This window comes from Pseudomonas fluorescens group sp. PF-69 (genome assembly GCF_054481235.1).
The window spans coordinates 4143319-4168994 of the sequence record NZ_JBTMNC010000001.1 but is presented as its reverse complement, the minus strand read 5'-3'; the positions used below and the strand labels follow the sequence as shown (position 1 = coordinate 4168994).

21 protein-coding genes are annotated in these 25676 nt (G+C 62.5%); 8 read left to right on the top strand and 13 right to left on the bottom strand.

Annotated elements, in window-relative coordinates; translation table 11 throughout:
* Nucleotides 1-30: 30 nt before the first annotated feature.
* A complete protein-coding gene (locus ACX3YF_RS19650) occupies nt 31-948 on the bottom strand; it encodes a LysR family transcriptional regulator (RefSeq protein ID WP_458974125.1) in 918 nt (305 codons plus the stop codon).
* 159 nt (nt 949-1107) lie between these two features.
* Between ACX3YF_RS19650 and ACX3YF_RS19645 the strand changes: the two genes are divergently transcribed.
* Nucleotides 1108-2127: an alpha/beta hydrolase gene (locus tag ACX3YF_RS19645; RefSeq protein WP_458974124.1), complete on the top strand. Its 1020-nt coding sequence runs from the start codon at nt 1108-1110 to the stop codon at nt 2125-2127.
* Between the two features lie 208 nt (nt 2128-2335).
* Nucleotides 2336-3763 carry a mechanosensitive ion channel family protein gene (locus tag ACX3YF_RS19640; protein WP_130207904.1) on the top strand — a complete coding sequence of 476 codons (1428 nt, stop codon included), beginning with the start codon at nt 2336-2338 and terminating at the stop codon, nt 3761-3763.
* Between the two features lie 189 nt (nt 3764-3952).
* On the opposite strand, the gene ycaC is transcribed toward ACX3YF_RS19640, so the two are convergent.
* From ycaC to ACX3YF_RS19615, 5 genes are all read right to left on the bottom strand, one after another.
* Nucleotides 3953-4579 carry an isochorismate family cysteine hydrolase YcaC gene (ycaC, locus tag ACX3YF_RS19635; RefSeq protein WP_095942850.1) on the bottom strand — a complete coding sequence of 209 codons (627 nt, stop codon included), beginning with the start codon at nt 4577-4579 and terminating at the stop codon, nt 3953-3955.
* A gap of 69 nt (nt 4580-4648) precedes the next feature.
* Complete coding sequence (locus ACX3YF_RS19630) at nt 4649-6487, bottom strand: amidohydrolase (RefSeq protein ID WP_458974123.1); 1839 nt, start codon at nt 6485-6487, stop codon at nt 4649-4651.
* Nucleotides 6484-7095 carry an antibiotic biosynthesis monooxygenase gene (locus ACX3YF_RS19625; RefSeq protein WP_458944803.1) on the bottom strand — a complete coding sequence of 204 codons (612 nt, stop codon included), beginning with the start codon at nt 7093-7095 and terminating at the stop codon, nt 6484-6486. The genes ACX3YF_RS19630 and ACX3YF_RS19625 overlap by 4 nt, the downstream gene beginning before the upstream one ends.
* Nucleotides 7088-7504, bottom strand: coding sequence for a DoxX family protein (locus ACX3YF_RS19620; RefSeq protein ID WP_130207898.1), 417 nt, complete (start codon nt 7502-7504; stop codon nt 7088-7090). Before ACX3YF_RS19620 ends, ACX3YF_RS19625 begins: the two co-directional genes overlap by 8 nt.
* Nucleotides 7505-8299: 795 nt before the next feature.
* Nucleotides 8300-9220, bottom strand: coding sequence for a LysR family transcriptional regulator (locus ACX3YF_RS19615; RefSeq protein ID WP_196584694.1), 921 nt, complete (start codon nt 9218-9220; stop codon nt 8300-8302).
* 227 nt (nt 9221-9447) lie between these two features.
* Here ACX3YF_RS19615 and ACX3YF_RS19610 point away from each other — a divergent pair, with 227 nt between their 5' ends.
* Complete coding sequence (locus ACX3YF_RS19610; protein WP_130207896.1) at nt 9448-9864, top strand: helix-turn-helix domain-containing protein; 417 nt, start codon at nt 9448-9450, stop codon at nt 9862-9864.
* Nucleotides 9865-9970: 106 nt separating this feature from the next.
* Here ACX3YF_RS19610 and ACX3YF_RS19605 read toward each other — a convergent pair whose 3' ends face one another.
* Both ACX3YF_RS19605 and ACX3YF_RS19600 read right to left on the bottom strand, forming a co-directional pair.
* A complete protein-coding gene (locus ACX3YF_RS19605; protein WP_130207894.1) occupies nt 9971-10795 on the bottom strand; it encodes an alpha/beta fold hydrolase in 825 nt (274 codons plus the stop codon).
* 35 nt (nt 10796-10830) lie between these two features.
* Nucleotides 10831-11406 carry a flavodoxin family protein gene (locus tag ACX3YF_RS19600; protein WP_130207892.1) on the bottom strand — a complete coding sequence of 192 codons (576 nt, stop codon included), beginning with the start codon at nt 11404-11406 and terminating at the stop codon, nt 10831-10833.
* A gap of 358 nt (nt 11407-11764) precedes the next feature.
* Between ACX3YF_RS19600 and ACX3YF_RS19595 the strand changes: the two genes are divergently transcribed.
* Nucleotides 11765-14569: an ATP-binding protein gene (locus ACX3YF_RS19595; RefSeq protein WP_288100991.1), complete on the top strand. Its 2805-nt coding sequence runs from the start codon at nt 11765-11767 to the stop codon at nt 14567-14569.
* Here ACX3YF_RS19595 and ACX3YF_RS19590 read toward each other — a convergent pair.
* Both ACX3YF_RS19590 and ACX3YF_RS19585 read right to left on the bottom strand, forming a co-directional pair.
* The gene (locus ACX3YF_RS19590) at nt 14534-16018 is read right to left on the bottom strand and encodes an ATP-binding protein (protein ID WP_458974122.1); all 1485 of its coding nucleotides are present in this window, start codon (nt 16016-16018) and stop codon (nt 14534-14536) included. The two genes, ACX3YF_RS19595 and ACX3YF_RS19590, sit on opposite strands and share 36 nt — an antisense overlap.
* A 157-nt stretch (nt 16019-16175) precedes the next feature.
* A complete protein-coding gene (locus ACX3YF_RS19585; RefSeq protein ID WP_130207886.1) occupies nt 16176-17126 on the bottom strand; it encodes a GlxA family transcriptional regulator in 951 nt (316 codons plus the stop codon).
* Nucleotides 17127-17390: 264 nt separating this feature from the next.
* On the opposite strand from ACX3YF_RS19585, the gene ACX3YF_RS19580 reads away from it, so the two are divergent.
* Nucleotides 17391-18113, top strand: coding sequence for a pirin family protein (locus ACX3YF_RS19580; RefSeq protein WP_458974121.1), 723 nt, complete (start codon nt 17391-17393; stop codon nt 18111-18113).
* A 42-nt stretch (nt 18114-18155) separates the two neighbouring features.
* Here ACX3YF_RS19580 and ACX3YF_RS19575 read toward each other — a convergent pair whose 3' ends face one another.
* Complete coding sequence (locus ACX3YF_RS19575; RefSeq protein ID WP_458974120.1) at nt 18156-19031, bottom strand: LysR family transcriptional regulator; 876 nt, start codon at nt 19029-19031, stop codon at nt 18156-18158.
* A 115-nt stretch (nt 19032-19146) separates the two neighbouring features.
* Here ACX3YF_RS19575 and ACX3YF_RS19570 point away from each other — a divergent pair, with 115 nt between their 5' ends.
* The 3 genes from ACX3YF_RS19570 to ACX3YF_RS19560 all read left to right on the top strand — a co-directional run bounded on the left by ACX3YF_RS19570 (nt 19147) and on the right by ACX3YF_RS19560 (nt 22680).
* Nucleotides 19147-20376, top strand: a complete 1230-nt coding sequence (locus ACX3YF_RS19570; RefSeq protein ID WP_458974119.1) for a YbfB/YjiJ family MFS transporter — start codon at nt 19147-19149, stop codon at nt 20374-20376.
* 172 nt (nt 20377-20548) lie between these two features.
* Nucleotides 20549-21547, top strand: a complete 999-nt coding sequence (locus tag ACX3YF_RS19565) for an NAD(P)H-quinone oxidoreductase (RefSeq protein ID WP_130207878.1) — start codon at nt 20549-20551, stop codon at nt 21545-21547.
* Between the two features lie 179 nt (nt 21548-21726).
* Entirely contained in the window at nt 21727-22680 is a 954-nt protein-coding gene (locus tag ACX3YF_RS19560) for an alpha/beta hydrolase (protein ID WP_458974851.1), read from the top strand.
* A 3-nt stretch (nt 22681-22683) separates the two neighbouring features.
* Here ACX3YF_RS19560 and ACX3YF_RS19555 read toward each other — a convergent pair whose 3' ends face one another.
* Both ACX3YF_RS19555 and ACX3YF_RS19550 read right to left on the bottom strand, forming a co-directional pair.
* The gene (locus tag ACX3YF_RS19555; protein WP_130207876.1) at nt 22684-24498 is read right to left on the bottom strand and encodes an ABC transporter ATP-binding protein; all 1815 of its coding nucleotides are present in this window, start codon (nt 24496-24498) and stop codon (nt 22684-22686) included.
* Entirely contained in the window at nt 24495-25535 is a 1041-nt protein-coding gene (locus ACX3YF_RS19550; RefSeq protein WP_448647015.1) for an AraC family transcriptional regulator, read from the bottom strand. Before ACX3YF_RS19550 ends, ACX3YF_RS19555 begins: the two co-directional genes overlap by 4 nt.
* Between the last annotated feature and the right edge of the window lie 141 nt (nt 25536-25676).

Genomic DNA, 25676 nt, shown 5'->3' with positions numbered 1-25676 from the left:
GGGCCGCCGCATCGCAGCGAAAGCGGTGGCTCAGTCACCATCCATTTTGAATGGCCCGCCGCCATCACTCTGATCCAGCCGCTCGCGCAAAAACTCGATCAACGCCTGCACCGGTCGCGATGACTGGCGGTGTTGCGGGTACACCGCCGACAGGGTCAGGGGCTCGGGTCGAAACTCATCCAGCACCGACACCAGCCGCCCGTCCTTCAATGCCGAACCGACAATGAAGGTCGGCAGGTACGTGATGCCCATCCCCGCAATCGCTGCGTCCTTGAGCAACTCGCCGTTGTTGACCCGCATGCGCCCGGTGACGTTGACGGCCAGCGGCTTGCCCTGCCCTGCGAAACGCCATTGCACCTGACGGCCGTGGCCATAAGGCAGGCAGTCATGGTTGTGCAAGTCTTCGGGCTTGAGCGGCGTGCCGCGCTCACTCAGGTAAGCCGGGCTGGCGCAATACACTCGCTGGATGGAGGCGATGCGGCGGGCGATCAGCGTCGAGTCTTCGAGAATGCCAATGCGCAGCGCCAGGTCGTAGCCCTCGCCCAGCAGGTCCACCGGCCGGTCACTCAAGTCCACTTCCACCGTGACCTCGCGGTAGCGCTGCAAAAACACCGGCAGCAAGCACCCCAGATGGGCCAGGGCAAAGGACAGCGGCGCACTGACGCGAAGGGTGCCGCGCGGTTCGGTGGTCTGGCCGGCGATGCCCTGCTCCACTTGCTCGACCTCGTTCAGCAAGCGCAGGGCCGATTCGTAATAACTCTGCCCCAGGGGCGTGACGTCCAGGCGCCGGGTCGAACGATTGAGCAATCGCACGCCAAGGCGCTCTTCGAGTTGCATCAAGCGCCGACTGACAAATTGCTTGGACAGCCCCAGTTGATCGGCAGCGGCCGTGAAGCTGCCGGAGTCCATCACCTGGCAAAAAATACGCATATCTTCGAAGGGGTTCATTGTCACATCCCGGTTGACAGTCAAACACTTTATAGCGGCTTTTTCCCGTTTAGGCACCCTATTAATCTGTGCTCACGGTGTTGCTGAGGCCTGAATCAAACAGCCAACAGCAACCTGAAACCCAGGTACACAACGTCCAAGCACTTAAAAGGATTTGCCATGAACATCGTCAAGAAAACCCTGACCGCTTCCCTCCTCGCCCTGTCCATCGGCAATGCATTCGCCGCAGGCAGCCCCGGCGTCGAACACAACACCCAGGCCTTCCTCGAAGCCCTCGCTGCCGGGGGTGGCAAACCGCTGGAACAACTGAGCCCGAAAGAGGCCCGTGCGGTGCTGACCGGCGCCCAGGCCTCGGTGAAAGTGGACCTGTCCGGTGTCGAGGTGAGCGACCGGGCGATCAAGGTCGATGGCCAGACCCTCAACCTCAAAGTCGTGCGCCCGGCCAAGGTCAACGGTGAGTTGCCCGTGTTCATGTTCTTCCACGGTGGCGGCTGGGTACTGGGCGACTTCCCGACGCACCAGCGGCTGATTCGCGATCTGGTGGTGGGTTCCGGTGCCGTCGCGGTGTATGTCGATTACACACCATCGCCCGAAGCGCATTACCCGACCGCGATCAACCAGGCCTACGCCGCGACCCGTTGGGTGGCCGAGCACGGCAAGGAAATCGGCGTCGATGGCCAGCGTCTGGGCGTGGCCGGCAACAGCGTCGGCGGCAACATGGCCGCAGTCGTTGCCCTGATGGCCAAGGAACAGAAAACCCCGGCACTGCGCTTCCAGCTGTTGATGTGGCCGGTGACCAACGCGCAGTTCGACACTGGCTCGTATCGGCAATTTGCCGAGGGTCACTTCCTGACCAAGGGCATGATGCAGTGGTTCTGGGACAACTACACCACCGACAAGGCCGAACGTGCGCAGATCCACGCCTCGCCACTCAAGGCCGGCGCCGAACAGCTCAAAGGCTTGCCGGCCGCCCTGGTGCAGACAGCCGAATTCGACGTCTTGCGCGACGAAGGCGAAGCCTATGCCCGTCACCTCGACGCGGCGGGCGTGCCGGTCACGGCGGTGCGCTACAACGGCATGATCCACGACTTCGGCCTGTTGAATCCGCTGAGCCAGATTCCGGAAGTCCAGGCAGCGGTGCGCCAGGCAGCACTGGAGCTCAAGACACACTTGAACTGAGTCCTGTAAAAAGTCTGCCTTCGAACCAATGTTGTAGGAGCGAGCCTGCTCCGGGCGGCGTTCCGACGATGAGCTGGAGAACACCGCGGGGCGTCAGGTTCCCCGCGTTTTCGTTCACGACCATCGCCAGCAGGCTGGCTCCTACAGGTATTGCATTAGCTTTGTATTCCGGAATTCCGTGAAGAACCTTTTTAAATGGAGTTTGCCCATGTCCTTTCTCCTGGCTCACCTGCTGTCCTGGAGCGCCCTGTTGCTGGTGATCGATGCACTGCTCTGGCATCTCGCACCGTTCAAGCATCGCGTCACTCAAATCGGCTGGCGCACCGGCCTGTTCCTGGTCTTCAGCACGCTCATCATCAATGCAGGCGTCAGCCCGTTGCAGGCACCGTTGTTCGCCGATGATCGCGTGGCGCAACTGGGGGCCACGGCCCTGGGGATTCTCTGGTGGCTGTACGCGGCGCGGGTGCTCACCGAAGTCATTGGCCTGGTGCTGATGCGGCGCATCGGTCACAGCGGCCGGCTGTTGCAGGATGTCATCGGCGCGCTGGTGTTTCTGGCCGCGATAGTCGCCGCAGCGGGCTATGTGCTGGAGTTGCCGGTAAAAGGGCTGCTGGCGACCTCCGGGGTGGTGGCCATCGTGGTCGGCCTGGCGTTGCAGAGCACCCTGAGCGATGTGTTTTCCGGCATCGTGCTCAACACCACCAAGCCGTATCAGGTGGATGACTGGATATCGATCGACGGCGTCGAGGGCAAGGTGCTGGACATTGACTGGCGCGCCACCCACCTGCTCACCAGCGCCGGCAGTACCGCCGTGGTGCCGAACTCGGTGGCGGCCAAGGCCAAGATCGTCAACCTCAGTCGCCCGAGCAACATGCACGGGGTGTCGATCAGCATTCAAGTGCCTAACCACATTCGTCCGCGTCGAGTCCTCGACGCGCTGGACCGTACGCTTCAAGGCAGCAGCAGCCTGCTCTTGAACCCGGCACCCAAAGCGGTTTTGAAGGAGGCCGGCGAAACCCTGTCCGAGTATGTGGCCAGCGGTTTCATCGCCGAGCTCGGCAAAAAAAGCGAAGTGCGCAATCAGTTGTTCGACCTGGCCCATCGACACCTGGAAGCGGCCGGCATTTCCCGGCAGCTCGACGGTGTGATCGAGCCTTCGACACGGGCGCGAGCCTTGCTCGACGAGGTGAAGATTTTCCGTTCGCTGGGTGAAGACGAACGCGATCAATTGGCGCAGTCCATGACCGCGCAACAGTACGCAGCCGGTCAGGTAGTGCTGGGACTGGGCGAAGTGCCCGACTACTTGTATGTGATTGCCACCGGTGTCGTCAGCGCTTCGGTGCCCGACGGCGCGGGTCAAACCGAAGCCGGCCGGATGGGACCGAGCGAGGTCATGGGCGAACAAAGCATCCTCGCCGACACCCCCTCGCAAGCCACGTTCACCACCCTGACCTCGTGCATCATTTACCGCCTCGACAAATCCCTCACCCGCCACTGCATGGAACAGCGCAGCGAAGTCGGCCAGGCGTTGAACAAGTTGCAAGCTGTGCGGGAGCAGAACAGTCGTCTGGCGTTGATGAGCAAACCGGTGGCGGTCAAGAAAGGCGGTTTTCTCGGCTGGTTGCAAAAACGTTGAGGCAAAAATGCCCGCGCGTTGGTGCGATGTTTGAACCACTGTAGGAGCGAGCCTGCTCGCGATGGACTCGAGAACACCGCGTTTAGCCAGTAAACACGCGTTATCGTTAACGACCATCGCGAGCAAGCTCGCTCCTACAGGACAGCATTACCCGCAACGGCGGGCATTTCGCGGTGTCAGTGAGACGGCTTATTTGGCAGTGAACTTGGTATAGCTGTTGATCAGGTTGCGGTAGTTCGGCAGGCGTTCGGACAGCAGGTTGGCCAGGCCTTCCATGTCGTTGCGCCAGTCGCCCTGCAGCTCGCACGCCACCGAGAACCAGTTCAGCAGGTGTGCACCGGCAGCCGACATGCGTGCCCAGGCGGCCTGTTGCACGGTGGTGTTGAAGGTGCCGGAAGCGTCGGTCACCACAAACACCTCAAAGCCTTCGGCGATGGCCGACAGGGTCGGGAACGCCACGCACACGTCGGTCACCACACCGGCGATGATCAATTGCTTGCGACCGGTGGCCTTGATTGCCTTGACGAAGTCTTCGTTGTCCCAGGCGTTGATCTGGCCCGGGCGCGCAATGAACGGCGCGTCGGGGAATTGTGCCTTGAGCTCCGGCACGATCGGGCCGTTCGGGCCGCTGTCGAAACTGGTGGTGAGGATGGTCGGCAGTTTAAAGAACTTGGCGATGTCACCCAGGGCCAGCACGTTGTTCTTGAATTCGTTGGGCGAGAAATCCTGCACCAGCGAGATCAGGCCGGTCTGGTGGTCAACCAGCAGTACAACGGCATCGTCTTTGTTCAGGCGTTTGTACGGAACGTTGCTCATAAGAAACTCCTTGGAGGATGGTTATTGCAGGTAGCGCCGGGCCATCGGGCCGGCGCTTTTTTGTATTCGTCAGAAGGCAAAGCACGAGCAGCCGAAGGCGCCCCAGAAACCGGCGAAATCACTCACCGGCGCATTCGACAGTCGCGCCCGCTCATGGCTGTGGGAGTGCACCTTGCAAGGCCCGCCGCACTGGTGAACCTGCGCCTGCAAGGGCGAGTTCGGCCGCCAGTGCCCCGGCACTTTCACCACCGGCGACAAGTCCGGCAGCACCGGCACACTGGCCGGCCCGAGTTTTTCGAAATCACCGGCGGCGTACACCACCTTGCCGCCGACCACGGTCAGCACCGACTCGATCCACTTGATCGCTTCTTCGTCGACGCTGAAAAAGTCCGCGCTCAACGCCGCCACGTCCGCCAATTGCCCAACCTTGATCTGGCCCTTCTTGCCCTGTTCGGACGAGAACCAGGCGCTGCCGTGGGTGAACAGTTCCAGGGCGGTCAGGCGTGACAGGCCTTCGGCATGCAACTCCATGCCACCGACCGTGCGGCCGCTGACCATCCAGTACAGCGAAGTCCACGGGTTGTAGCTCGACACCCGCGTCGCATCGGTGCCGGCGCCCACCGGCACGCCTTCGGCCAGCATGCGTTTGATCGGCGGCGTAGCTTCGGCGGCTTTGGCGCCGTAGCGCTCGACGAAATATTCGCCCTGGAACGCCATGCGATCCTGAATCGCAATGCCGCCCCCCAGCGCCCTCACCCGCTCGATGTTCTGCGGGGTGATGGTTTCGGCGTGATCGAAAAACCAGGGCAAACCGTTGAACGGGATGTCGCGGTTGACCTTCTCGAACACGTCGAGCATGCGGCTGATGGATTCGTTGTAGGTGGCGTGCAGACGGAACGGCCAGCGCTGCTCGACCAGATGGCGCACCACCGGTTCGAGTTCGTCTTCCATGGTTTGCGGCAGGTCCGGACGCGGTTCGAGAAAGTCCTCGAAATCCGCCGCCGAGAACACCAGCATTTCCCCGGCGCCGTTGTGCCGCAGGTAATCGTCGCCCTGGTGCAGGGTCACGCTGCTGGTCCAGTTCTTGAAGTCGGTCAGTTCTTCCTTGGGCTTCTGGGTGAACAGGTTGTAGGCGATGCGCACGGTCAGTTGCTCATCCTTGGCCAACTGCTCGATGACCTGGTAATCGTCCGGGTAGTTCTGGAAACCACCGCCGGCATCGATGGCGCTGGTCAGGCCCAGGCGGTTGAGCTCACGCATGAACTGGCGTGTCGAGTTGACCTGATACTCCAGTGGCAACTTGGGCCCCTTGGCCAGCGTCGAGTACAGAATCATCGCGTTGGGTCGTGCCACCAGCATGCCGGTCGGCTCGCCATTGGCATCCCGGACAATCTCGCCGCCCGGCGGGTTCGGCGTATCGCGGGTGTAGCCGGCGACGCGCAACGCGGCACGGTTGAGCAAGGCTCGGTCGTACAGGTGCAGCACGAACACCGGGGTGTCCGGCGCAGCCTGGTTGAGTTCTGCCAGGGTCGGCATGCGCTTTTCGGCGAACTGGAATTCGTTCCAGCCCCCCACCACCCGCACCCACTGCGGCGTCGGCGTGCGATCGGCCTGGTCCTTGAGCATGCGCAAGGCATCGGCCAGGGACGGCACACCTTCCCAGCGCAGTTCGAGGTTGTAGTTCAGGCCGCCACGGATCAGGTGCAAGTGCGAGTCGTTGAGGCCCGGAATGACGCAGCGCCCCTTGAGGTCGATCACTTGCGTGGCCGAACCGCGCAGGGCCATGGCTTCGGCATCGCTGCCAACGGCGACGAAGCGGCCGTCGCTGATGGCCACCGCGCTGGCGAGGGGCTTCTCACGGTCAACGGTATGAAATTGGCCATTGAACAGAATCAGATCGGCGTTCATCGCGTTTCCTTGGTCTGAGTGGAAGAGGACAGCCAAGGCGCGAACAGACGCGTTGCCATTGGCATGAACAGGTACACCACCGACAGCACGATGGTCAGGGTGATCAGGAATGTCGCGACCACGTAGTTGGAGAGCCAGGCATTGAGCTTCAACAGCGGCCCCCAGAGCAGCGGCACCAGCAAGGTGTGCGGCAGAATCACCAACAACGTCACCACGGCCTGCTTCCAGCGTGGCGGCGGCGAGCCCGCTTCGGACGCTGGAGCGAACCAGAATTCGTTCAGCGGGTTGACTTCGGTCTGGTCGCCGTCGGCCAGCATGGGTGTGGCTTCGCTGATCAGCGCCTGACGCTGCTCCGAGTCGAGCCAGCGCTGCATCGCCTCGGTGGAGCAAAACCGCAAGACGCAGGTGTAGGTGTCGAGGCCGGCGTTCTTGCCACGAACCACGTCCACCCCCAAGTGCCCGTCCCACTGCCCGGCCACTCGGACAATGTTGCGCAGCCAGGCTTCGTAAGGCGCTTCAAACCCGGCCTTGACCCGGTGCTTGATGATCAGCGTCACAACCTCTTCGAAACCGCGCACAGGTGTGTCGAGCAAATTGGATTCAGGCATAACGAAAGGCTCCGGAAAATCGGTGATTGAACGCCAGCGGCCCCGGCCCGGCGATGAGGATGCTGGTGAACAGAATCAACAGCAGCCAGCCGAACTGGCCTTCGGCCAAGCTCCATTGCGGATGCACGATCAGCAACGCCACCAGCAGCACAAATAGAATAGGTAGACAGGCCAGACGCACCAGCACCCCGGCGACGATCAGCAACGGGCACAGCACTTCGGCAAAAATCGCCAGCATCAGCGTGAGATTCGCCCCCAGGTGGAACGGGTCTTCGATGCGCTGCAACTCGACAGCGTAGTTGAGCAACTTCGGCAAACCATGCACCCACAACAGGAACAACGCCGCGCTGACCCGCAAGAAAAGCAGCCCGACGTCCCTGGCCCGTTCATCCCAACGCGAAACAATCATGACCGCCCCGCACAATTGAAAAACGACCGGCGTCGAAGCGCCGGAACTTGATTCGATAGTGACGGGGCCAGGGTGGGAAAAATTGGATGTACGTGCTCTTTTTGCGCGGGGCTATCGTCCACGGGGCGACATAGGTGCCTGTAGGAGCGAGCTTGCTCCGGGCGGCGTTCCGACGATGGTCGTCAATGATCACGCGGACTGTCTGAATGCCCGCGTTGCCTGGACGTTCTTCGCGAGCAGGCTCGCTCCCACATTGGATAAGGTACACCTGCGGGTGATTGGTCGGCTATAAGGCCGCCATCGCTGCGATGCGGCGCCCCGACAAGCCAGCTCCCACAGAAAAGCACGACGGCGTAAACCCATCCGCTCCTCACCACTCATCAGGCCGAGCGTTAGCTCGCCTGCAGCGCTTGATCTTGATCCACCCGCCCCTTCGGGAGGCTGAGTGGAGGTGTGCATCCGGGGAGTGGCGCGCAGCGCCGTTCGACGCAGTCGAACACGCTGCATGTAGGTCGTCGCGAAGCAGACCGGAGGGCAGTGTCCCCGGATGGATACCGTAGCGAAGGAACCCTGAGCCCCAGCGAGGGGCCGGACGCCGGGGCGAGCGTTTTTTGCTTACTTTTTTAGGCGCTTGTAAAAAAGTGAGTCGCCGTAAGGGCGAAACCCTAAGTCGCCGTTACCGCGGAAACGGATATGTACGCGGTCAACAACACACAGGTCGGCTGTCAGGCCGCCATCGCTGCGATGCGGCGCCCCGACAAGCCAGCTCCTGCAGTAGATCAAAGGCGACCACGATCAACCCGGAATCGGCAACGACACCGACATGAACTGACTGATCCGCGAACGCAACCAACGCTCCGCCGGATCATTGTCATGCACCCCGCTCCAGGCCATCGACAATTGCGCCGCGTCGATGGCGAACGGCGGGTCTTCGGCACGCAAGCCACACCCTTCCACCAATGCGCAGGCCGCGTAGTCCGGCACCGTGGCGATCATTTCAGTACCGGCAAGCAACGCGCGCAAGCCACTGAACTGCGGCACCCCCAACACCACCCGGCGGGTGCGACCGAGCTTGGCCAGGTCCAGATCAATGTTGCCGCTCAGGTCCCCGGAAAACGACACCATGGCATGGGGCCGTTCACAATATTCGTCCAGGGTCAGGGTCCCTGGCCGCGTGTCGCCACGCAGCACTTTGCAGGGAATGTCGCGCAGTTTCTTGCGCTTGGCATTGGCCGGCAGGTCCGTGGTGTAGCTCACGCCCACGGAGATTTCCCCCGATGCCAGCAACGCCGGCATCAACAGGTAATTGGCCCGGCGCACGACCACGACAATGCCTGGCGCCTCTTCTTGCAGCTGACGCAACAGCGGCGGAAACAAGCCGAACTCGGCATCGTCCGACAGGCCGATACGAAACACATCGCAACTGGTCGCCGGATCAAACTCCTTGGCCCGGCTGACCGCCCCGGAGATGGTGTCCATCGCCGGTTGCAGCTCCTTGAGAATCACCAGCGCCCGCGCGGTCGGCTCCATGCCACGGCCATTGCGCAACAGCAGCGGGTCATCGAACAGGTCGCGCAACCGCCCCAGGGCAGCACTGACCGCCGGTTGACCCATGAACAATTTTTCCGCCACGCGGGTCAGGTTTTTTTCGAACATCAAGGCTTCGAAAATCACTAGCAGATTCATGTCTACACGGCGCAGATCGTTACGGTTCATGGGCACGGTTCCCTTGTGTGATTAGCCAGGCGCGAAGGCAATGATTGTCTCTGACTTTACTCAAAACTGCCCGCTTCAGCCGGGAGGAATTAACAACGTTTAACTCGTCAGCCACAGGGCCGCGCCCAAGAATGAAAACCTCTGCGCAGAGCTGTTTTTCTTCCAGAGGGAAGGCACTGGCCAACAGGCCGTACGCCGTTGCATTCCCACCGACACGGACATTGGACATGGCTCACTCACAGCAAACCCTCGCCCGCGCCCCGGTCAGCGAACCCTGCAACACCGGCAGTGGCGGCCTCAGCCCACAGCGCGAACGGCTGGTGAAGCAACTGATCCTCGATGGCCTGGGCGACAGCCTGGAAGTCACCGAGCTGGCCCGGGCCTGCGCCCTCTCGCGCAGTCACTTTTCCCGTGCGTTCAAATGCAGCACCGGCCATTCGCCCCAGGAATGGATTCGCCAACAGCGCATCGCCCGGGCCAAGCTGTTGATTCAACACACGGACCTGAGCCTCACGCAAATCAGCCTCGAATGCGGCTTTTGCGATCAGGCGCACTTCTGCCACATGTTCACCCGCAGCGAAGGCATCAATCCGTTTGCCTGGCGCTGCCGGGTTGTGCGTTCCCTCCCTCAATTGTCCCTGTAAGCCCACGGCTTGCCGGCGATGGCGATTTCACGATCGCCTTCGCCGGCAAGCCGGGTTGTTGCAGGGTTGCGTTATTGCGATGCAACCCTGCTGTGATACTCCGGGATTAACCCTTCAGAAACGCCAGCAAATCGCTGTTGAGTTGATCCTTGTGGGTGTCCGTCAAGCCATGGGGCGCGCCAGGGTAGACCTTCAACGTCGAACCCTTGACCAGTCCCGCCGAAGCGATGCCCGCCGCTTCGATCGGCACCACCTGATCGGCGTCGCCGTGTACCACCAGGGTCGGCACGTCGAATTTCTTCAGGTCCTCGGTGAAGTCGGTTTCCGAAAACGCCTTGATGCAGTCGTAGGCGTTCTTGTGGCCGGAGGTCATGCCCTGCATCCAGAACCAGTCGATCATGCCTTGGGACGGCTTGGCGTCAGGCTTGTTGAAGCCGAAGAACGGGCCGCTGGCGAGGTCTTTATAGAGTTGCGAACGGTTCGCCAGTGAGGCCTGACGAATGCCGTCGAACACCTCGATCGGCAGCCCGCCGGGGTTGGCCGCCGTCTTGAGCATCAACGGCGGCACCGAGGAAATCAGCCCGGCCTTGGCCACCCGACCGGTGCCATGACGACCGATGTAGCGCGCCACTTCGCCGCCTCCGGTGGAGAAACCGAACAGCACGGCGTCGCGCAAATCCAGGTGCTCGATCAATTGCGCCAGGTCATCGGCGTAAGTGTCCATGTCGTTGCCGAACCACGGCTGGCTGGAACGGCCGTGTCCACGGCGGTCGTGGGCGATGACGCGGTAGCCCTTGGACGCCAGGAAGATCATTTGCGATTCCCAGCTGTCGGCATTCAGCGGCCAACCGTGGCTGAAGACAATCGGCTGACCGGTGCCCCAGTCCTTGTAGTAAATCTCGGTGCCGTCGCGGGTGGTGAACGTGCTCATGAGGCGTGCTCCTTTTCGTGGGGGTTGGGGGTGAATCAATCGGATACGGGCCCCATGCGCTCGGCCAGCCGCGCCACCCGCTCACCCAGATGGGCGGCGGTGCAGCGGTCTTCGGGGGGCGGCGCCAGGTCGGGGGACTGTTCGACATTCGACTGGGCCATGGCGCCCAGCGAGCTGCCCAGCCGGTTCAATTGCCCGTCGAACACACCGGTGCCGGAGCGCGCGGGCAACAGGTCGAGGCCGACCCAGATCATCGAATGCTGGGCGGCGAACACGGCCATCTGCAGCAAGGTATTGAGTTTGTCGCCGCACAGGCAGCCGGAATTGGTGAAGCCGGCAGCCAGCTTGTCGCGCCACGGCTGCGCCAGGTAAAACGCGGCCGTGGTTTCCATGAAGCCCTTGAAGGCGGCGGAGGCGCTGCCCATGTAGGTCGGGGCGCCGAAAATGATTGCGTCGGCCTGGTGCAAGTGCTCCCAGTGCTCGTCCACCTCTTCTACCGCGATCAGCCGGCAGGTGCTGCCCAGGTGCCGCTCCACCCCTTGAGCCACGGCTTCGGCCATGACCCGGGTGTGGCCGTAGCCGCTGTGATAGACCACGACCACCTTGCTCATTGCGGTGTCCTCCAGACATGCAAAATCCATGTAGGTGTCGCCGCAGGCTGCGCTTGATTTTAGAAGCTAAAATCAACGGTTCGCAGTCGACGACAACGCTTACAGAATTGGAGTTTTGGGTGTAGAGCGGACGCAGGACGAGTTAAACGTTGTTAATTTTTCCTGGCGCGCCAAAAGCCTCGACCGCGCCTTTGTCAGCTTCGAGCCCAATTAACACGGGACTGGGCAATAGGCTGGCAAACACAGCGGTCGATACTGGCACCCTGCAGTCACCCGAGCCATGCATTGCGTTCGGGAAATAAACTGATAAACATGTTCGAAAGCCGCGAACTAGACGTATGCGATCAGGAGTGACCCGTTGACCTTTTCCCCCGAGCAGGCTGTCCATTTCGGACCCTACAGGATCTACCCCGGACAACGCCTGGTGATGGAGGCCGAGCGGCCCCTGCGCCTGGGCCGGCGGGCCATGGATATCCTGTTGATCCTGCTGGAACACGCCGGGAATGTGGTCAGCAAGCAACACCTGATGGCCGAAATCTGGCCCAACAGCGTGGTGGAAGAAATCAACCTGCGGGTGCACATGGCCGCCCTGCGCAAGGCGCTGGGGGACGGTCAGGCCGGCCAGCGCTATATCGTCACCGTGGCCCAGCGTGGCTACAGCTTTGTCGCGCCGTACTCGCTGGAGCACATCGAGCTCGACCGGCCAAGCGAGCCGGTCGAATCGAGCAGCCATAACCTGCCCCTGCGCCGCACCCGCATGATCGGCCGGCAAGCGCTGGTCGACAGCCTGATGACGCACCTGCCGCGCCAGCGTTTCATCACCCTGGTCGGCCCCGGCGGGATCGGCAAGACCACCGTGGCCCTGCGGGTCGCCGAACAGCTGATCGGTCGTTATCGGGACGGGATTCGCCTGCTGGACCTGGCGCCGATCAACGATCCGTCGATGATCACCGGTCATCTGGCGACGCTGCTCGAGCTGTCCCTGCATGATGCAGAACCCTTGAACAACCTCGCCGAGTTCCTGCGTGAACGCCAGATGCTGCTGGTCATCGACAATTGCGAGCACCTGATCGACAGCGTGGCGCTGCTGTGTGAGAGCCTGCTGCGTGGCGCGCCACATCTGCACATCCTGGCCACCAGCCGCGAGTGCCTGCGGGCTGAAGGCGAATTCGTTCAACGCCTGGAATCCCTGGACTGCCCCCCGCCCATCGCCGTGCTGGACCGCGCCCAGGCCCTGACTTTTTCCGCGCTGCAACTCTTCGTCGAACGGGCCATGGCCAGCCACGACAGCTTCGAATTGACTGATGCCGATCTGCCGCGGGTCATCGATATCTGCCGTCGCCTCGATGGCATCCCGCTGGCGCTGGAACTGGCGGCCGGGCAAGTCGCCAGCCTTGGCCTCGAAGGTTTGCTCAGGCAACTGCAAGGCAGCTTTCGCCAGCTCACCCCGCACAACCAGTCAGCCCTGGGCCGGCATCAGACCCTGCGCGCCACCCTGGACTGGAGCTTCGATCTGCTCAGTGTCTGCGAACAAACTTGCCTGCGCCGACTCGGGTTGTTCCGTGGCGGCTTTACCCTGGCGTCGGCAGCGGCGGTGATCGTCGGCGAACAGGTGGAAACGCGCGAGGTGTTTGGCTCGATCACGCAACTGGTGGCCAAATCCCTGCTGAACGTGGACGTCGGTGACGAAGAGGTGTTTTACCGTCTGCTCGACACCACGCGCAGCTATGCCCTGGAAAAACTCGAACAGGCCGGCGAGTTGCCCGCCACCCGCGAACGCCATGCCGAACGCTGCCTGGCCTTGATGCATCAGGCGCAAAACGACTGGGAGCACATTCCGACCGGCCTGTGGATCGAGCGCTATGCCCGTAGCCTGGAAGACGTCCGCTCGGCGCTCGATTGGGGATTGTCCGTAACGGGGCCGCACACCCTGGCGATCCGTCTGACGGCGACCTCGACGCCCCTGTGGCAGGAACTGTCGCTGCTCAAGGAGCACGGCGGGTATGTGCGCAGGGCGCTGGCCTTGCTCGAAGCGGCACCCGAGCCCTGCCCGCGCTTGAAAATGTCCCTGAAACTGGCCTTGGGCAGCGCCTGTTATCACGCTCAGGGCGGCACGGCGGAAACCATCGAAGCCTTCGTCAGCGCCCGCGCCCTGGCCAGGCTCTGTGACGATGTGGCCGGGCAATTGCGTGCGGTGTCCGGGCATCTGGCGGTCAACCTCAGCTGCGGCAACTATCAAATGGCCCTGGAACAGAGCCAGCAATTCGACCGCCTGGGGCTCAACGGCGATGCGCTACTGGACCTCAGTACCCACCGCCTTCGGGTGCTGGCCCTGCACTTCGCCGGGGATCAGCATCGGGCACGGGTGAATGCCGAGGAAGTCATCCAGCGCATGGCCCACAGCGGCCATCTCAACCGCTTCACCCATGGTTTTGGTGTGCAATATGACCAGAGCGTCGCCGCCCTGACCATCCTCGCGCGCATCCTCTGGATCCAGGGCCAACCGGAACAGGCCTGGCGCACGGCCCGACAGGCGCTGGACATTGCGCTGCAGATCAATCACGGCACGTCCATCTGCTACACCCTGGCACTGTCGGGTTGCCTGATCGCCCACTACAACGGCGACACCCGCACCGCCCGCGAGCTCTTGTGCCTGCTGCAGGAGCAGGCGCAAAAACACTCGGTACAGCTGTTCTATTCCTGGGCTCAGCACTATGCGCAGGTCATCCACCGTGCCGACGCGCCGGCATTGCCAGGCCCCGGCGCAGGTTTGATCAAGGAAATCATGGTCACGCTGGACAGCACATTCATCGATGACGATTTGCTGCAACGCGCCGACACCGGCGCGGCGGGCTGGTGCACGGCGGAGATTCTGCGGGCCCGGGCCGACGCACTGCTGGCAGCCGGTAGCCCGGCGAGCAACGACGCTGCCGAGAGCGTGCTGATCAGGGCGCTCAACGTAGCGCAGCACCAGGGAGCCCGGGCCTGGGAGTTGCGCAGTGCCACTTCGCTGGCGCGGCTGTGGCAGCGTCAGGGACGCTATCGGCAAGCCCATGAGCTGCTGGCGCCGATCTACCAGCGCTTTACCGAAGGCTATGCCACCCCGGACCTGATCGCCGTGCGACGCCTACTCGGCGAGTTGCAGGAGCACTTGCCGGCCTGATGGCTTGGGGGCCCGAGCGATGTGAGTGGCGTAACGCATTTCGAAGGTGCATAAGGCGCCACTGTGTTCGAGTTTTTCCAGGGCGTAACGACGGGTGGTGTTGAGAAAACGGTAGCGCGTCAGCCCATCGACCTGTTCGCGCGACAGCAGCGATTTCAGCGCCAGGCCCTCCATCACGTGGCGCAGGTTGGCGGGCAACAAGGTTGCGCAACTGATCACCCCCATCGCCGCGTCCAGGGTAAACGCCGATTTGAACACTGCCAGACGCTGCAGCACGATTTGTTCCACCGGGCTCAGCCGCTCATAACTCCAGTCCAGGGCGGACTTGAGCGTCTGGTGGCGCGGCACGGCGGTGCGTCGCCCCCGGGTCAGCAGTTGAAAACAGTTACCCAGCTGGGCTTGCAGCCCCACCAACGCCAACGCATCGATCTGCGCCGCCGCCAGCTCTATCGCCAGGGGCAAGCCGTCGAGGTGCTGACAGATTTCGCGTATCGCCTTGAGGTCCTGTTCGCGCAAGGCAAAGCTTTGTTGGCGGGCTCGGGCACAGCTGACAAACAGCTGCACCGCCGAATAGCCCATGACCTCGGCGACACTGCCCAGGGCCGACGCTTTCGGGACCAGAAGCGGTGGCAGCAACAGGACCGATTCGCCCGTGGCCAACAGCGGTTCACGGCTGGTGGCAAGAATCGACAGCCGGGGTGCCGCGATCAGCAGCGCCTCGACCAGTGTCCGGCAACGTTCGAGCACGTGCTCGCAATTGTCGAGAACCAGCAACGCATGCCATTGCCCCAGCGCATCGAGGTCGGCGCCCACCTCCAGGTCCAGGGTGCGGGTCAGATGATCGACCACTTGCGCCGGATCATCGATCATCGCCAGATCCACCCGCCACACCCCGTCACGGTAATGCTGCAGCAGCAGTTCGGCGACTCGCACGGCCACGGTGGTCTTGCCGATGCCGCACGGCCCGACCAGGGTCATGAAGCGCCGTACCGGCAGTTGCCGCACCAGGCTGCCGACCACTGCATCGCGACCGGTGACCGGAGTCAGGCGCGCGGGCAGGTTGTGCTGAGGTTTTTGCAGGTTTTCGAAGGCGACGGACGCGGCCGCCGCGACCTGTTGCACCGGTGCGACGAAGCTGTAGCCACGCTGGGGAATGTTGACGATGTAACAGTGACCGTTCTGCCCGTCACGAAAGGCCCGGCGCAGTGCGGCGATGTGCACGCGCAGGTTGATTTCCTCAACCACCGACCTTGGCCAGACCTGAGCGATCAGTTCGTCTTTGCTGACCACCGAGCCTGCGTGCTCGACCAGCACCTGCAAGATATCCAGGGCCCGTCCGCCCAGGCGCAGCGGCTGATTGCCTTCCACGACCAGGCGTTGATTCAGATGGAACGCGAAGGGGCCGAAGTGCAGCACCGTGTCGCCGTTGATATCTCTGAGGCTATTCATGCATCGTCACCTGCTGGAACCTGCCCGGCACGCGAGTCCATCCAGGCTCCGTACCTTCCTTGCAATGAGTTCAACGATATCTTGGCAGGCTTGGGTGACGGTACAACTGCCACGGGGGGAGCGTCACGGCCATTACGGTGCGCGCGACGGACACGGGCTAGCTGAACTGCTCTCGGTACTGGGTCGGGGTCAGGCCAAGCTTTTCACTGAACAGAAAACGCATGTGTCGCACGCTGCCAAAGCCACTCTTGAACGCCACGGTCTTGAGCGGCAAATCGCCGGTTTCCAGGAGGTTGCGGGCACAGTCGATGCGTGCGCCTTGCAGAAACTCCATGGGCGTCATGTTGACTTCCCGGGCAAACACCCTGGCGAAATGCCGTGGGCTCATGCTGGCCAGACTGGCCATGCGCTCGATGCTGAAGGCTTCGTCGAGGTGTTCGAGCACATGGTTCTGCACCCGGGTGATGGCCGTTTCATGGGGGGCGACCGCCGCCATCAACGGGCTGAACTGTGCCTGGCCACCCTGGCGCTTCATCACCACCAGCAGCACCTTGGCCACGTCCTGGGCGACTTTCTTGCCATGGTCTTCAGCGACCACCGCCAGCGCCAGGTCGATGCCCGCCGTCACGCCTCCAGAGGTGATGAGGTTGCGGTCCTGGATGTAAATCTGGTCAGTTTCGACGGTGGCCCTGGGGAAGCCCTTGATCAGGCGCTCGGTGTAGTGCCAGTGGGTGGTCACGCGAAAGCCGTCGAGCAGACCGGCATGGCCCAGCACAAACGCCCCGGTGCAGATCGAGCCATAGGTTCGGGATCGACTGACGTTGTGCTTGAGCCACTCGAGCAAGGGCGGATGTTTTTCGTTGTAGGCACCGGGGCCGCCGGGCACCAGCAGCAAATCAAAGCCGTCACAGGCCTGGTCGATAGGCTGGTCGGCCTGCACCTTCACGCCATTGGACGCCCGCAGTGCGCCGGGTTCAGTGCCAATGGTCGTCAGCACATAGTGGTCGGCGGGTTTGAGATAGCGGTTGGCAATGGAAAACACCTCCATCGGCCCGGCCATATCGAGCAGGAGAAAGTCGGGGAACAGCACCATTGCCACGGTTTTCATGGGTTTGAATCATCATTGAAATCAAGGAAGACCCGCGCATCGAACCCGCAGGAGCAAGTCCGCCCCCACAGGGTTCGCGCCCGGCATTAAAAATGTGTGTTGAGCATTATGGCTAAATTCACGGCGAACGTCGGTGATTCATTTCGCAAAACTGTCAACCTGAGGGGGACAGTATTTCAATTTTCATCTACTTATTGCATCAACGAGTAAATATTAACCTTCTCCTCACTCGGACGAATCAACGTCCCCACAGGAGATTTCATCATGCTGACCCTTCGCAAAGCCTCGGAACGCGGCGCCGCCAATCACGGTTGGTTGAAGTCGTTCCATACCTTTTCCTTCGCCAACTACCGCAACCCGCGTGAGCAAGGCTTCTCCGACCTGCTGGTGATCAACGACGACCGCGTGGCGGCCGGCAAAGGCTTCGGCCAGCACCCGCACCGTGACATGGAGATTTTCTCCTATGTGCTCGAAGGCGCGCTGGAACACAAGGACACCCTGGGCACCGGTTCGGTGATCCGCCCCGGCGACGTGCAGTTGATGAGTGCCGGCAGCGGTGTGGCGCACAGTGAATACAATCACTCGGACAGCCGGCCGGTGCACTTTCTGCAAATCTGGATCGTGCCGGACGTCAGCGGCGCCAAGCCACGCTACCAACAAGAGCACTTCAGCACGCAGAAAAAACGCGGTCGCCTGCAGCTGATCATCTCCCCCGACGGCGCCGAGGGTTCGTTGAAGGTGCGTCAGGCCGCGCGGGTGTACGCAGGACTGATCGATGGCAAGGAAAGTGCGACCCTGGAACTGGCCACCAACCGCTATGCCTACGTGCACGTGGCTCGTGGCAGTGTCGAACTCAACGGCCTGTCGTTGCAGGAAGGCGATGGCGTACGGGTTCGCGAGGAACAGCTGTTGACCTTGAGTAACGGCGTGGATGCCGAAGTCCTGGTGTTCGATCTGCGTCCGCAAGAGTTGCCGGAAATGCCTTGAACACCAACTGTTAGGCCAGGGAGCTTGCTCCCTGGCCACCGTTTATTCCCCCGTCCCCGCAAACCCCGCGACAATCTCATCGATCACCGCCCGCACCCGGGCGGTATGCCGCAAGTCCGCGTGGGTCACCAGCCAGACGTCATAGGGCAGCAGTCGTGTCCGCTCGGGCCATAACCTGACCAGCCCGTCCCTCTCCCCCATGTACACCGGCACTTCCCCCAGCCCGACGCCTGCCGCGATGGAGCGGCGCACCAACAGACTGGAACTCAGGCTGGCGACGATCCGCCCGCGCCCCAAGGGCTCGTTGACCAGGCTCATGTCTTTGCCACCCTGCAAATAAGGCTGATACACCACCAGATCATGCCCCTCGAAGGCCGCTCCCGGCTCCGGCACGCCGTGGGCGTCCACATAGTCCTGTGAGGCGAACAGGCCCACGGGCCAGCGGGCGATTCGCCGGGCGATCAGGTCGGGGTTATCCGGCCGGGTATTGCGCACGGCGATGTCGGCTTCGCGTTTGGCCAGGCTGAGGATTTGTGTCGAGGCGTCCAGTTGCACCCGCACATCGGGATGCAATTGATGCAGGCGGGCGACCGCCGGAATCAGGAAGTCGATGGCCAGGGAATCGGTGGTGGTGACGCGTACCGTGCCGGTAAGCCGGTCATCGAGGCCCTGGATCCGGCGCTCCAGTTCCAGTGCCGAAAGCTCCATTTTCTCCACCGCGCGCATCGCGGCTTCGCCTACCGCCGTCAGGGCATAGCCTTCGGAGGTACGCAGAAGCAACGTTGCGCTCAAGGACTTCTCCAGCGCCGTGATCCGCCGCCCTACGGTGGCCTGATCCACCCCCAGCACCCGCGCGGCTCCGCGCAGCGTTGATTCGCGGCAGACCGCGAGAAATACCCGTGCATCATCCCAGTTCATAAGGCCTCTCCCCGACTGATGCATATTCGCATCGCTGCAACGTGAAATCGCAGCATTATTGCATCATAAAACCCCGATATGCTGGCCCCCAGAGTAACCCCACAGGACAAAGCTCATGCTCAACGCCTCATCTCACACCCCTGCCCCGCGCAGCGCAATCTGGATGCCGATCTTCGCCGGCCTCTGCGCCAGCCTGGTCAGCATCGGTCTGGCGCGTTTTGCCTACACGCCGTTGATTCCCTCGCTGATCCAGGCCCACTGGTTCAGCGCCAGTGACGTGGTATTTCTCGGCGCCGCCAATCTGGTGGGCTATCTGATCGGCGCGCTGATCGGTCACCCGCTGGCTCGACGCACCTCCAACAACACTGCCCTGCGACTGATGATGCTGGCGGTGACCCTGGCGTTCTTCGCCTGTGCCTTTCCGTTGTCGGTGAGCTGGTTTTTCGCCTGGCGCTTGCTGTCCGGCATTGCCGGTGGCGCGATCATGGTGCTGGTGGCGGCAACGGTGTTGCCGCATGTGCCGGCTTCGCGCAAAGGCCTGGCCAGTGGCGCGATCTTTCTCGGGATCGGCCTGGGCATTGCCGGATCGGGGACGATCGTTCCGCCCCTGCTGAGCCTGGGTCTGCAACAAACCTGGCTCGGCCTGGGCTTGCTGGCGCTGGTCCTGACCGCGGTCAGCTGGTTCGGCTGGCCATCGGCCACGCCCCACGCACCGGCGACCACGCCGACCGATAGCGCGTCAACGACGACAAACCCGAGTGTCTACCTGTTGTTTGCCCAGTACGCGCTCATGGCGGCCGGGCTGGTGCCGGCCATGGTGTTCCTGGTGGACTACGTGGCCCGTGGGCTGGGGGCCGGGCAACACGTCGGCGCGCTGATCTGGGTGATGTACGGCCTCGGGGCGATTGCCGGGCCTGTGAGCTACGGCTTTCTGGCCGACCAACTGGGGGCGAAGTCGAGCATTCGACTGGTGCTGGTGGTGCAAGCGATTGCCGTCGGCCTGCTGTCGATCTCCAGCACCTTCTGGGCACTGGCCTTGCTGGCGGTGATCCTCGGTTCGTTCCCGCCAGGCATCGTGCCACTGGCCCTGGCGCGGGTTCACGAACTGATTCCCGGGCATCACCGGCAGCAGATCGCCTGGAGTCGCGCCACTGTGTCCTTTGCCACCTTCCAGGCCATCGCCGGGTTTGCCTACTCGGCGCTGTTCAACGCCAGCGGCGGCCATCACGCCCTGATGTTCGTGATCGCGGCCGGGGCCATCGTTGTCGCATTGCTGTTGGAGCTGGCTGTGCGTTCACTGGGTCAACCGAATGATGGCGCCTGCATCAAACCGACCGTTGCATGAACAACGCAAAACCCGTGTGGGAGCGAGCGCGCTCCGGGCGGCGTTCCGACGATGAGGACGATGGCACCGGAACCGTAGTGCCTGACCGGACGCTATCGCGAGCAGGCTCGCTCCCACACGGGTTCAACACGTCGAACCGAAACGTTTTTTGTAATCACAACAGGTATCCATCATGACCCTCCCTCAAACCATGACCCAGATTGAAATCACCCAGCCCGGTGCACCCGAAGTCCTGCAACCGCGTCAGGTGCCCTTGCCTGTGGCGGGCCCTGGCGAAGTGCTGATCCGCGTGCACGCCGCCGGGGTCAATCGTCCTGACGTGCTTCAACGCGCCGGCAAGTACCCGATGAAACCCGGCATGAACCCGATTCCGGGGCTTGAGGTGGCTGGTGAAGTGGTCGCCATTGGTTCAGGTGCCAGCGACTTCATCGTCGGCGACAAAGTCTGCGCACTGACCAACGGTGGCGGGTATGCCCAGTATTGCGCGGTCCCGGCCAGCCAGACGCTACCGATCCCCGAGGGCATGGACTGGGTGCAAGCGGCAGCGATCCCGGAAACCTACTTCACGGTATGGGCCAATCTGTTCGACATGGGCGGCGCCAGCAAAGGCCAGCGAGCGCTGATTCATGGTGGCACCAGCGGCATCGGCACCACTGCGCTGATGTTGTGCCGCGAGTTCGGCATCAAGGCGTTCGCCACCGCAGGCAGCGAGGAAAAGTGTGCGGTGATCCGTCAATTGGGGGCCGAAGCGATCAACTACCGCGATCAGGACTTCGTCCAGGTCATACAGGAAAAAACCGCCGGCCAGGGGGTTAATGTCGTCCTCGACATCATGGGCGGTTCGTACCTGAACCAGAACATCGCGGCATTGGGCATGGACGGCCGTGTGGTGATGCTCGGTTTCCTCGGTGGCGCTCATGCCAGGGACGTCGATCTGCTGGCCATCATGGGCAAGCGCGCGGTGATTACCGGTTCGCTGTTGCGCGCACGCACCCGGGAAGAAAAAGCCTCGATCGCCGAACAACTGCGTGAGTACGTCTGGCCCGTGCTCGTCGCCGGGCGGTGCCGGCCGATGATCGACCAGGTCTATGCGCTCAACGATGCGGCCCAAGCCCATACGCGCATGGAAGGTGGCGATCACATTGGCAAGATCGTGCTGCGTGTGGATTGATACCGCGCAACCCCCTGTGGGCGCGTGCCTGCTCCCGAAGGCGGCCTGGCAATTGACATGAATGTTGAATCTCACGGCCTCATCGCGAGCAAGCTCGCTCCCACAAGTCGAAATTATTCCTGTTGCCGGCACACATCTGTTAAAACGCGCGCTTCATGTCTGTGCCGGTAGACCACCCGATGCCCTCTGCTTTTCTCACCCGTCTGCGCCCACGCTGGCTGCCACTGCTGTGCATGGCCGCGCTGCTTGTCGGCCTGCCGGTGAGTTGTGGCGCACTCAAGTACAAAGAGCGCGAGCTGCTGTTTCGCATCGAACCGGGCACGGCCGGCTGGTATCGCGGCTTGCCCGGGGACGTTCAGGAGTTCGATATCAAGCCCGCCAGCTTCAAGGCCGGGCAGAACCTGCATGCCTGGTGGTGGCCGGCGGCGCGCCGCGATGCGCCGGCGATCCTCTACCTGCACGGCGTGCGCTGGAACCTCACCGGCCAGGCGTTTCGCATCGAGCAATTGCGCGCCATGGGGTATTCGGTGCTGGCCATCGATTACCGCGGGTTTGGCCAGAGCCATGGTGACCTGCCATCGGAAGCCAGCGTTTACGAAGACGCCCGGGCCGCCTGGGAGCGTTTCACGACCATGCAGCCGGATGCCGGCAAGCGTCTGATCTACGGTCACTCACTGGGCGGCGCGGTGGCCATCGACCTCGCCGCCGACCTGGCCACGCAGGCGAAAAAGGATCATGTTGCGGTGCCGGTGCGCGGCCTGGTGATCGAATCCACCTTCACCTCGCTGGGCGATGCGGTGGCGGAAGTCGCCGACAACAACCTGCCGGTCAACTGGCTGCCGGTGCGCTGGCTGCTGTCGCAGAAGTTCGACTCCATCGACAAAATCGTCGACATCGACATGCCGTTGTTGGTGGTCCATGGCCTGGCCGATCCGTTCATGCCGTCGCGATTCAGCCAGCAGTTGTTTAATGCGGCCAACGAACCCAAGCGCTTGTTGCTGATCCCCGGCGGTACGCACAACAACAGCATGAGCCTGGGCGGCAGGCAGTATCGCCAGGCACTCGACAGCTTGATGAAGGCAAAACCACAAATCGCCGGGCCGGCAACTTCGCGAGGGGCGCAGGATTCCTGAGGGTTACCGATAACCCCGCGCCTGCAGATCGAACAACTGCGCATAGCGCCCGCCCTGGGCCAGCAGATGCTCATGATCGCCGCGCTCGAGCACCTTCCCCTGATCGAGGACGATGATGTGATCGGCGTTGCGCACGCTGGAAAAACGGTGGGATATCAGCAAGGTCATGCGGTCCTGGGTGTGCTGGCTGAAATGCTCGAACACCGCGGCTTCCGCCGCCGGATCGAGCGCCGAGGTCGGTTCGTCCAGAATCAGGATATCGGCATCGCGACGCATGTACGCGCGGGACAACGCGATCTTCTGCCACTGTCCGCCCGACAGCTCCTGGCCACCGGCAAACCAGCGCCCCAGTTGCGTGGCATAGCCGCGATCCAGACGCTCGATAAAGGGCGCGGCCATGCCCTCGGCAGCGGCCTCCTGCCAGCGCTGTTGATCGTCGAACGCCAGGGTATCGCCCACGCCGATGTTCTCGCCGACGGAGAACTGGTAGCGAATGTAATCCTGGAAAATCACGCCGATACGCCGACGCAATGCGTCTTCCTCCCAGGTCTGCAGGTCGCTGCCATCAAGCAGGATGCGCCCCTGATCGGGCCGGTATAAGCGGGTCAACAGTTTAATCAGGGTGGTTTTGCCCGAACCGTTCTCCCCCACCAGCGCCAGGCTGTGGCCGGGGACGAGGTGCAGATCGATGCCTTCCAGCGCCGCACGACTGGCGCCCGGGTAACGAAAACCGACGTTCTCGAAACGCAAGCCATCGCCGGGCACCGCACCGACGGTGAGGTGGCCCGTGTCGACCACCACGGGTTCGGCCAGGTATTCGTAGAGGCTCGAGAGGTAGAGGCCATCTTCGTACAGACCGCTGATGGCGCTCAGGCTGCTGCTCACCGCCGTCTGCCCTTGTTTGAACAACACCAGGTACATGGTCATCTGTCCGAGGCTGATGCTGCCGTGCACGGCATCGACCACCACCCAGGCATACGCCAGGTAAAACGCCCCGGTGCCCAGCAAGCCGAGAACGAATCCCCAGCCATCGCGGCGCAGGGTCAGGCGCCGGTCTTCGGCGTAGAGACGGGCAAACGTATCGCGATAGCGCTGCAACAACAGCGGCGCGAAACCGAACAGCTTGACCTCCTTGATGTAGCCCTCGTGGGAAAGCAGCGTCTCGATGTAGGTCTGTTGCCGGCTCTCTGGCGCACGGCGGGTAAACAGGCGAAAGGCGTCTCCGGAAAAATGCGCCTCGGCAAAGAACACCGGCAACGCACCGACCACCAACAGCACCAGCGCCCACGGCGAAAAATGCACCAGCAACACGCCAAAACTGATCAATACGATCAGGTTCTGGATCAGCCCCAACGACTTCATTACCAGGGCCAACGGTCGGGTCGAGGCTTCGCGGCGTACCCGTACCAGCTTGTCGTAGAACTCGGAATTCTCGAACTGCACCAGCGACAATGTCTGGGCCTTTTCCAGAATCATCGTGTTGACCTTCTGCCCCAGCTGCACGCGCAGCAGCGACTGCTGGACCGACAGCGCGCGCTGGGTGGCGGACAATAATGCCAACACACCCGCCTCCATCAGCACATAACGCACCACCGGCCACAACGGCGCACTGCCCTGTTGCGCATGCAACTGCATGGCGAATACCACGGCGTCGACGATGCGCTGCCCCAACCAGGCCGCGAGCGCTGGAAGAACGCCGGCAATCAGCGTCGCCAGCACCAGGCCGAGAAACAACCCGCGCGAGGTGCCCCAGACCAGCAGCAAGGCACGTCGGGCCTGGTCGAGCAGTGAGGTGAAGCGAATCAGTAAGGCGCTCACGCCTCGGATTCCACTGAAGTGCCGGTCCGCTCCCCCTGATACCGCGCCCGATAGCGCCCCGGGCTCTCCCCCGTCCACTTCTTGAACGCGCGGTGGAACGCACTCGGTTCCTGAAAACCCAGCTGTTCGGCGATGTCGCTGATGCTTGCCCGACTTTCACGCAATTGCTCGAACGCCACGGCACGCCGTACTTCGTCTTTGATCTCTTGATAGGAACACCCTTCACGCTCGAGTTTTCGGCGGAAGGTGCTGGGGCTCAAATGCTGTTCGAGGGCGAAGGCCTGCAGGGTCGGCCAATCACTGTAATGGCTGCTGCGCAAACGCTGATGCACCTGGGACGCCAGGCCATGCTGGTTGCGGAAGCGGATCACCAGCCATTGCGGCGCGGTGCGCAGGAACACTTTGAGCGAAGCCAGGTCCTGAACCACCGGCAGACGCAGATAGTGACTGGCGAACTCTATTTCGGTGCGCTCGGCGCCAAAGGTCAGATTCGGCCCCCAGAGCAGTCGGTCATCGCTCAGCGGCAGACGCTTGTGGCGAAAGTCGGCACGGTCGATCGGGATGCGCCGGCCACCGAGCCAGCACAGCAGACTGATCATCAGCACCAGGTACGTTTCTTCGCCGAAGCGGCTGGCGTCTTCGGTGGCCGAATGGCTGTCAAGGCTGATGACCGCGCGTTTGCCGCGCACAGTCAGGGTGCCGCGAAAGTCGCGCAGGAACAGGCCGAAATTGACCAGGCACTGACGCATGGCCTTGTGCAGGTCGGGTTCCTGAATCAATGCCCGGCAAATCAGGGCGAAAGCGCCCGGTGGCATGCCATGGGAGTCGAGCCCGAAAAACTCGTCGTTCAAATCGCGGATCTGGATCAGCCACAAAGCCGCAAACGCATTGGCCGGCACCCGCGCCATGGGCTGCCGGATCACCGCCGGATCGATGCCGGCCTGCTCAAGCACGGCCCGCACACGCTGCGGGTCGTCCCCTATCCCGTGGAGCATTGCCTGTACGAAGTAGGCGGCCACTGAGTCCTTTTCCCGCATGTGAACGCTTCACTCCCCATCACCCGAAATGGCAAAAAACATCAGTGCCGTTGAACAGTTTCGGCATAGGACAACCGCCCTGCCAGCTCTAGACTCCGGGTCAATAGTACGCCTTCGGCCATCACGGCGGCCAAGGTATCG

Coding starts and splice junctions, on each gene's coding strand:
- ACX3YF_RS19650 (WP_458974125.1), bottom strand. CDS start 948: ATGAACCCCTTCGAAGATATGCGTATTTTTTGCCAGGTGATGGACTCC.
- ACX3YF_RS19645 (WP_458974124.1), top strand. CDS start 1,108: ATGAACATCGTCAAGAAAACCCTGACCGCTTCCCTCCTCGCCCTGTCC.
- ACX3YF_RS19640 (WP_130207904.1), top strand. CDS start 2,336: ATGTCCTTTCTCCTGGCTCACCTGCTGTCCTGGAGCGCCCTGTTGCTG.
- ycaC (WP_095942850.1), bottom strand. CDS start 4,579: ATGAGCAACGTTCCGTACAAACGCCTGAACAAAGACGATGCCGTTGTA.
- ACX3YF_RS19630 (WP_458974123.1), bottom strand. CDS start 6,487: ATGAACGCCGATCTGATTCTGTTCAATGGCCAATTTCATACCGTTGAC.
- ACX3YF_RS19625 (WP_458944803.1), bottom strand. CDS start 7,095: ATGCCTGAATCCAATTTGCTCGACACACCTGTGCGCGGTTTCGAAGAG.
- ACX3YF_RS19620 (WP_130207898.1), bottom strand. CDS start 7,504: ATGATTGTTTCGCGTTGGGATGAACGGGCCAGGGACGTCGGGCTGCTT.
- ACX3YF_RS19615 (WP_196584694.1), bottom strand. CDS start 9,220: ATGAACCGTAACGATCTGCGCCGTGTAGACATGAATCTGCTAGTGATT.
- ACX3YF_RS19610 (WP_130207896.1), top strand. CDS start 9,448: ATGGCTCACTCACAGCAAACCCTCGCCCGCGCCCCGGTCAGCGAACCC.
- ACX3YF_RS19605 (WP_130207894.1), bottom strand. CDS start 10,795: ATGAGCACGTTCACCACCCGCGACGGCACCGAGATTTACTACAAGGAC.
- ACX3YF_RS19600 (WP_130207892.1), bottom strand. CDS start 11,406: ATGAGCAAGGTGGTCGTGGTCTATCACAGCGGCTACGGCCACACCCGG.
- ACX3YF_RS19590 (WP_458974122.1), bottom strand. CDS start 16,018: ATGAATAGCCTCAGAGATATCAACGGCGACACGGTGCTGCACTTCGGC.
- ACX3YF_RS19585 (WP_130207886.1), bottom strand. CDS start 17,126: ATGAAAACCGTGGCAATGGTGCTGTTCCCCGACTTTCTCCTGCTCGAT.
- ACX3YF_RS19580 (WP_458974121.1), top strand. CDS start 17,391: ATGCTGACCCTTCGCAAAGCCTCGGAACGCGGCGCCGCCAATCACGGT.
- ACX3YF_RS19575 (WP_458974120.1), bottom strand. CDS start 19,031: ATGAACTGGGATGATGCACGGGTATTTCTCGCGGTCTGCCGCGAATCA.
- ACX3YF_RS19570 (WP_458974119.1), top strand. CDS start 19,147: ATGCTCAACGCCTCATCTCACACCCCTGCCCCGCGCAGCGCAATCTGG.
- ACX3YF_RS19565 (WP_130207878.1), top strand. CDS start 20,549: ATGACCCTCCCTCAAACCATGACCCAGATTGAAATCACCCAGCCCGGT.
- ACX3YF_RS19560 (WP_458974851.1), top strand. CDS start 21,727: ATGCCCTCTGCTTTTCTCACCCGTCTGCGCCCACGCTGGCTGCCACTG.
- ACX3YF_RS19550 (WP_448647015.1), bottom strand. CDS start 25,535: ATGCGGGAAAAGGACTCAGTGGCCGCCTACTTCGTACAGGCAATGCTC.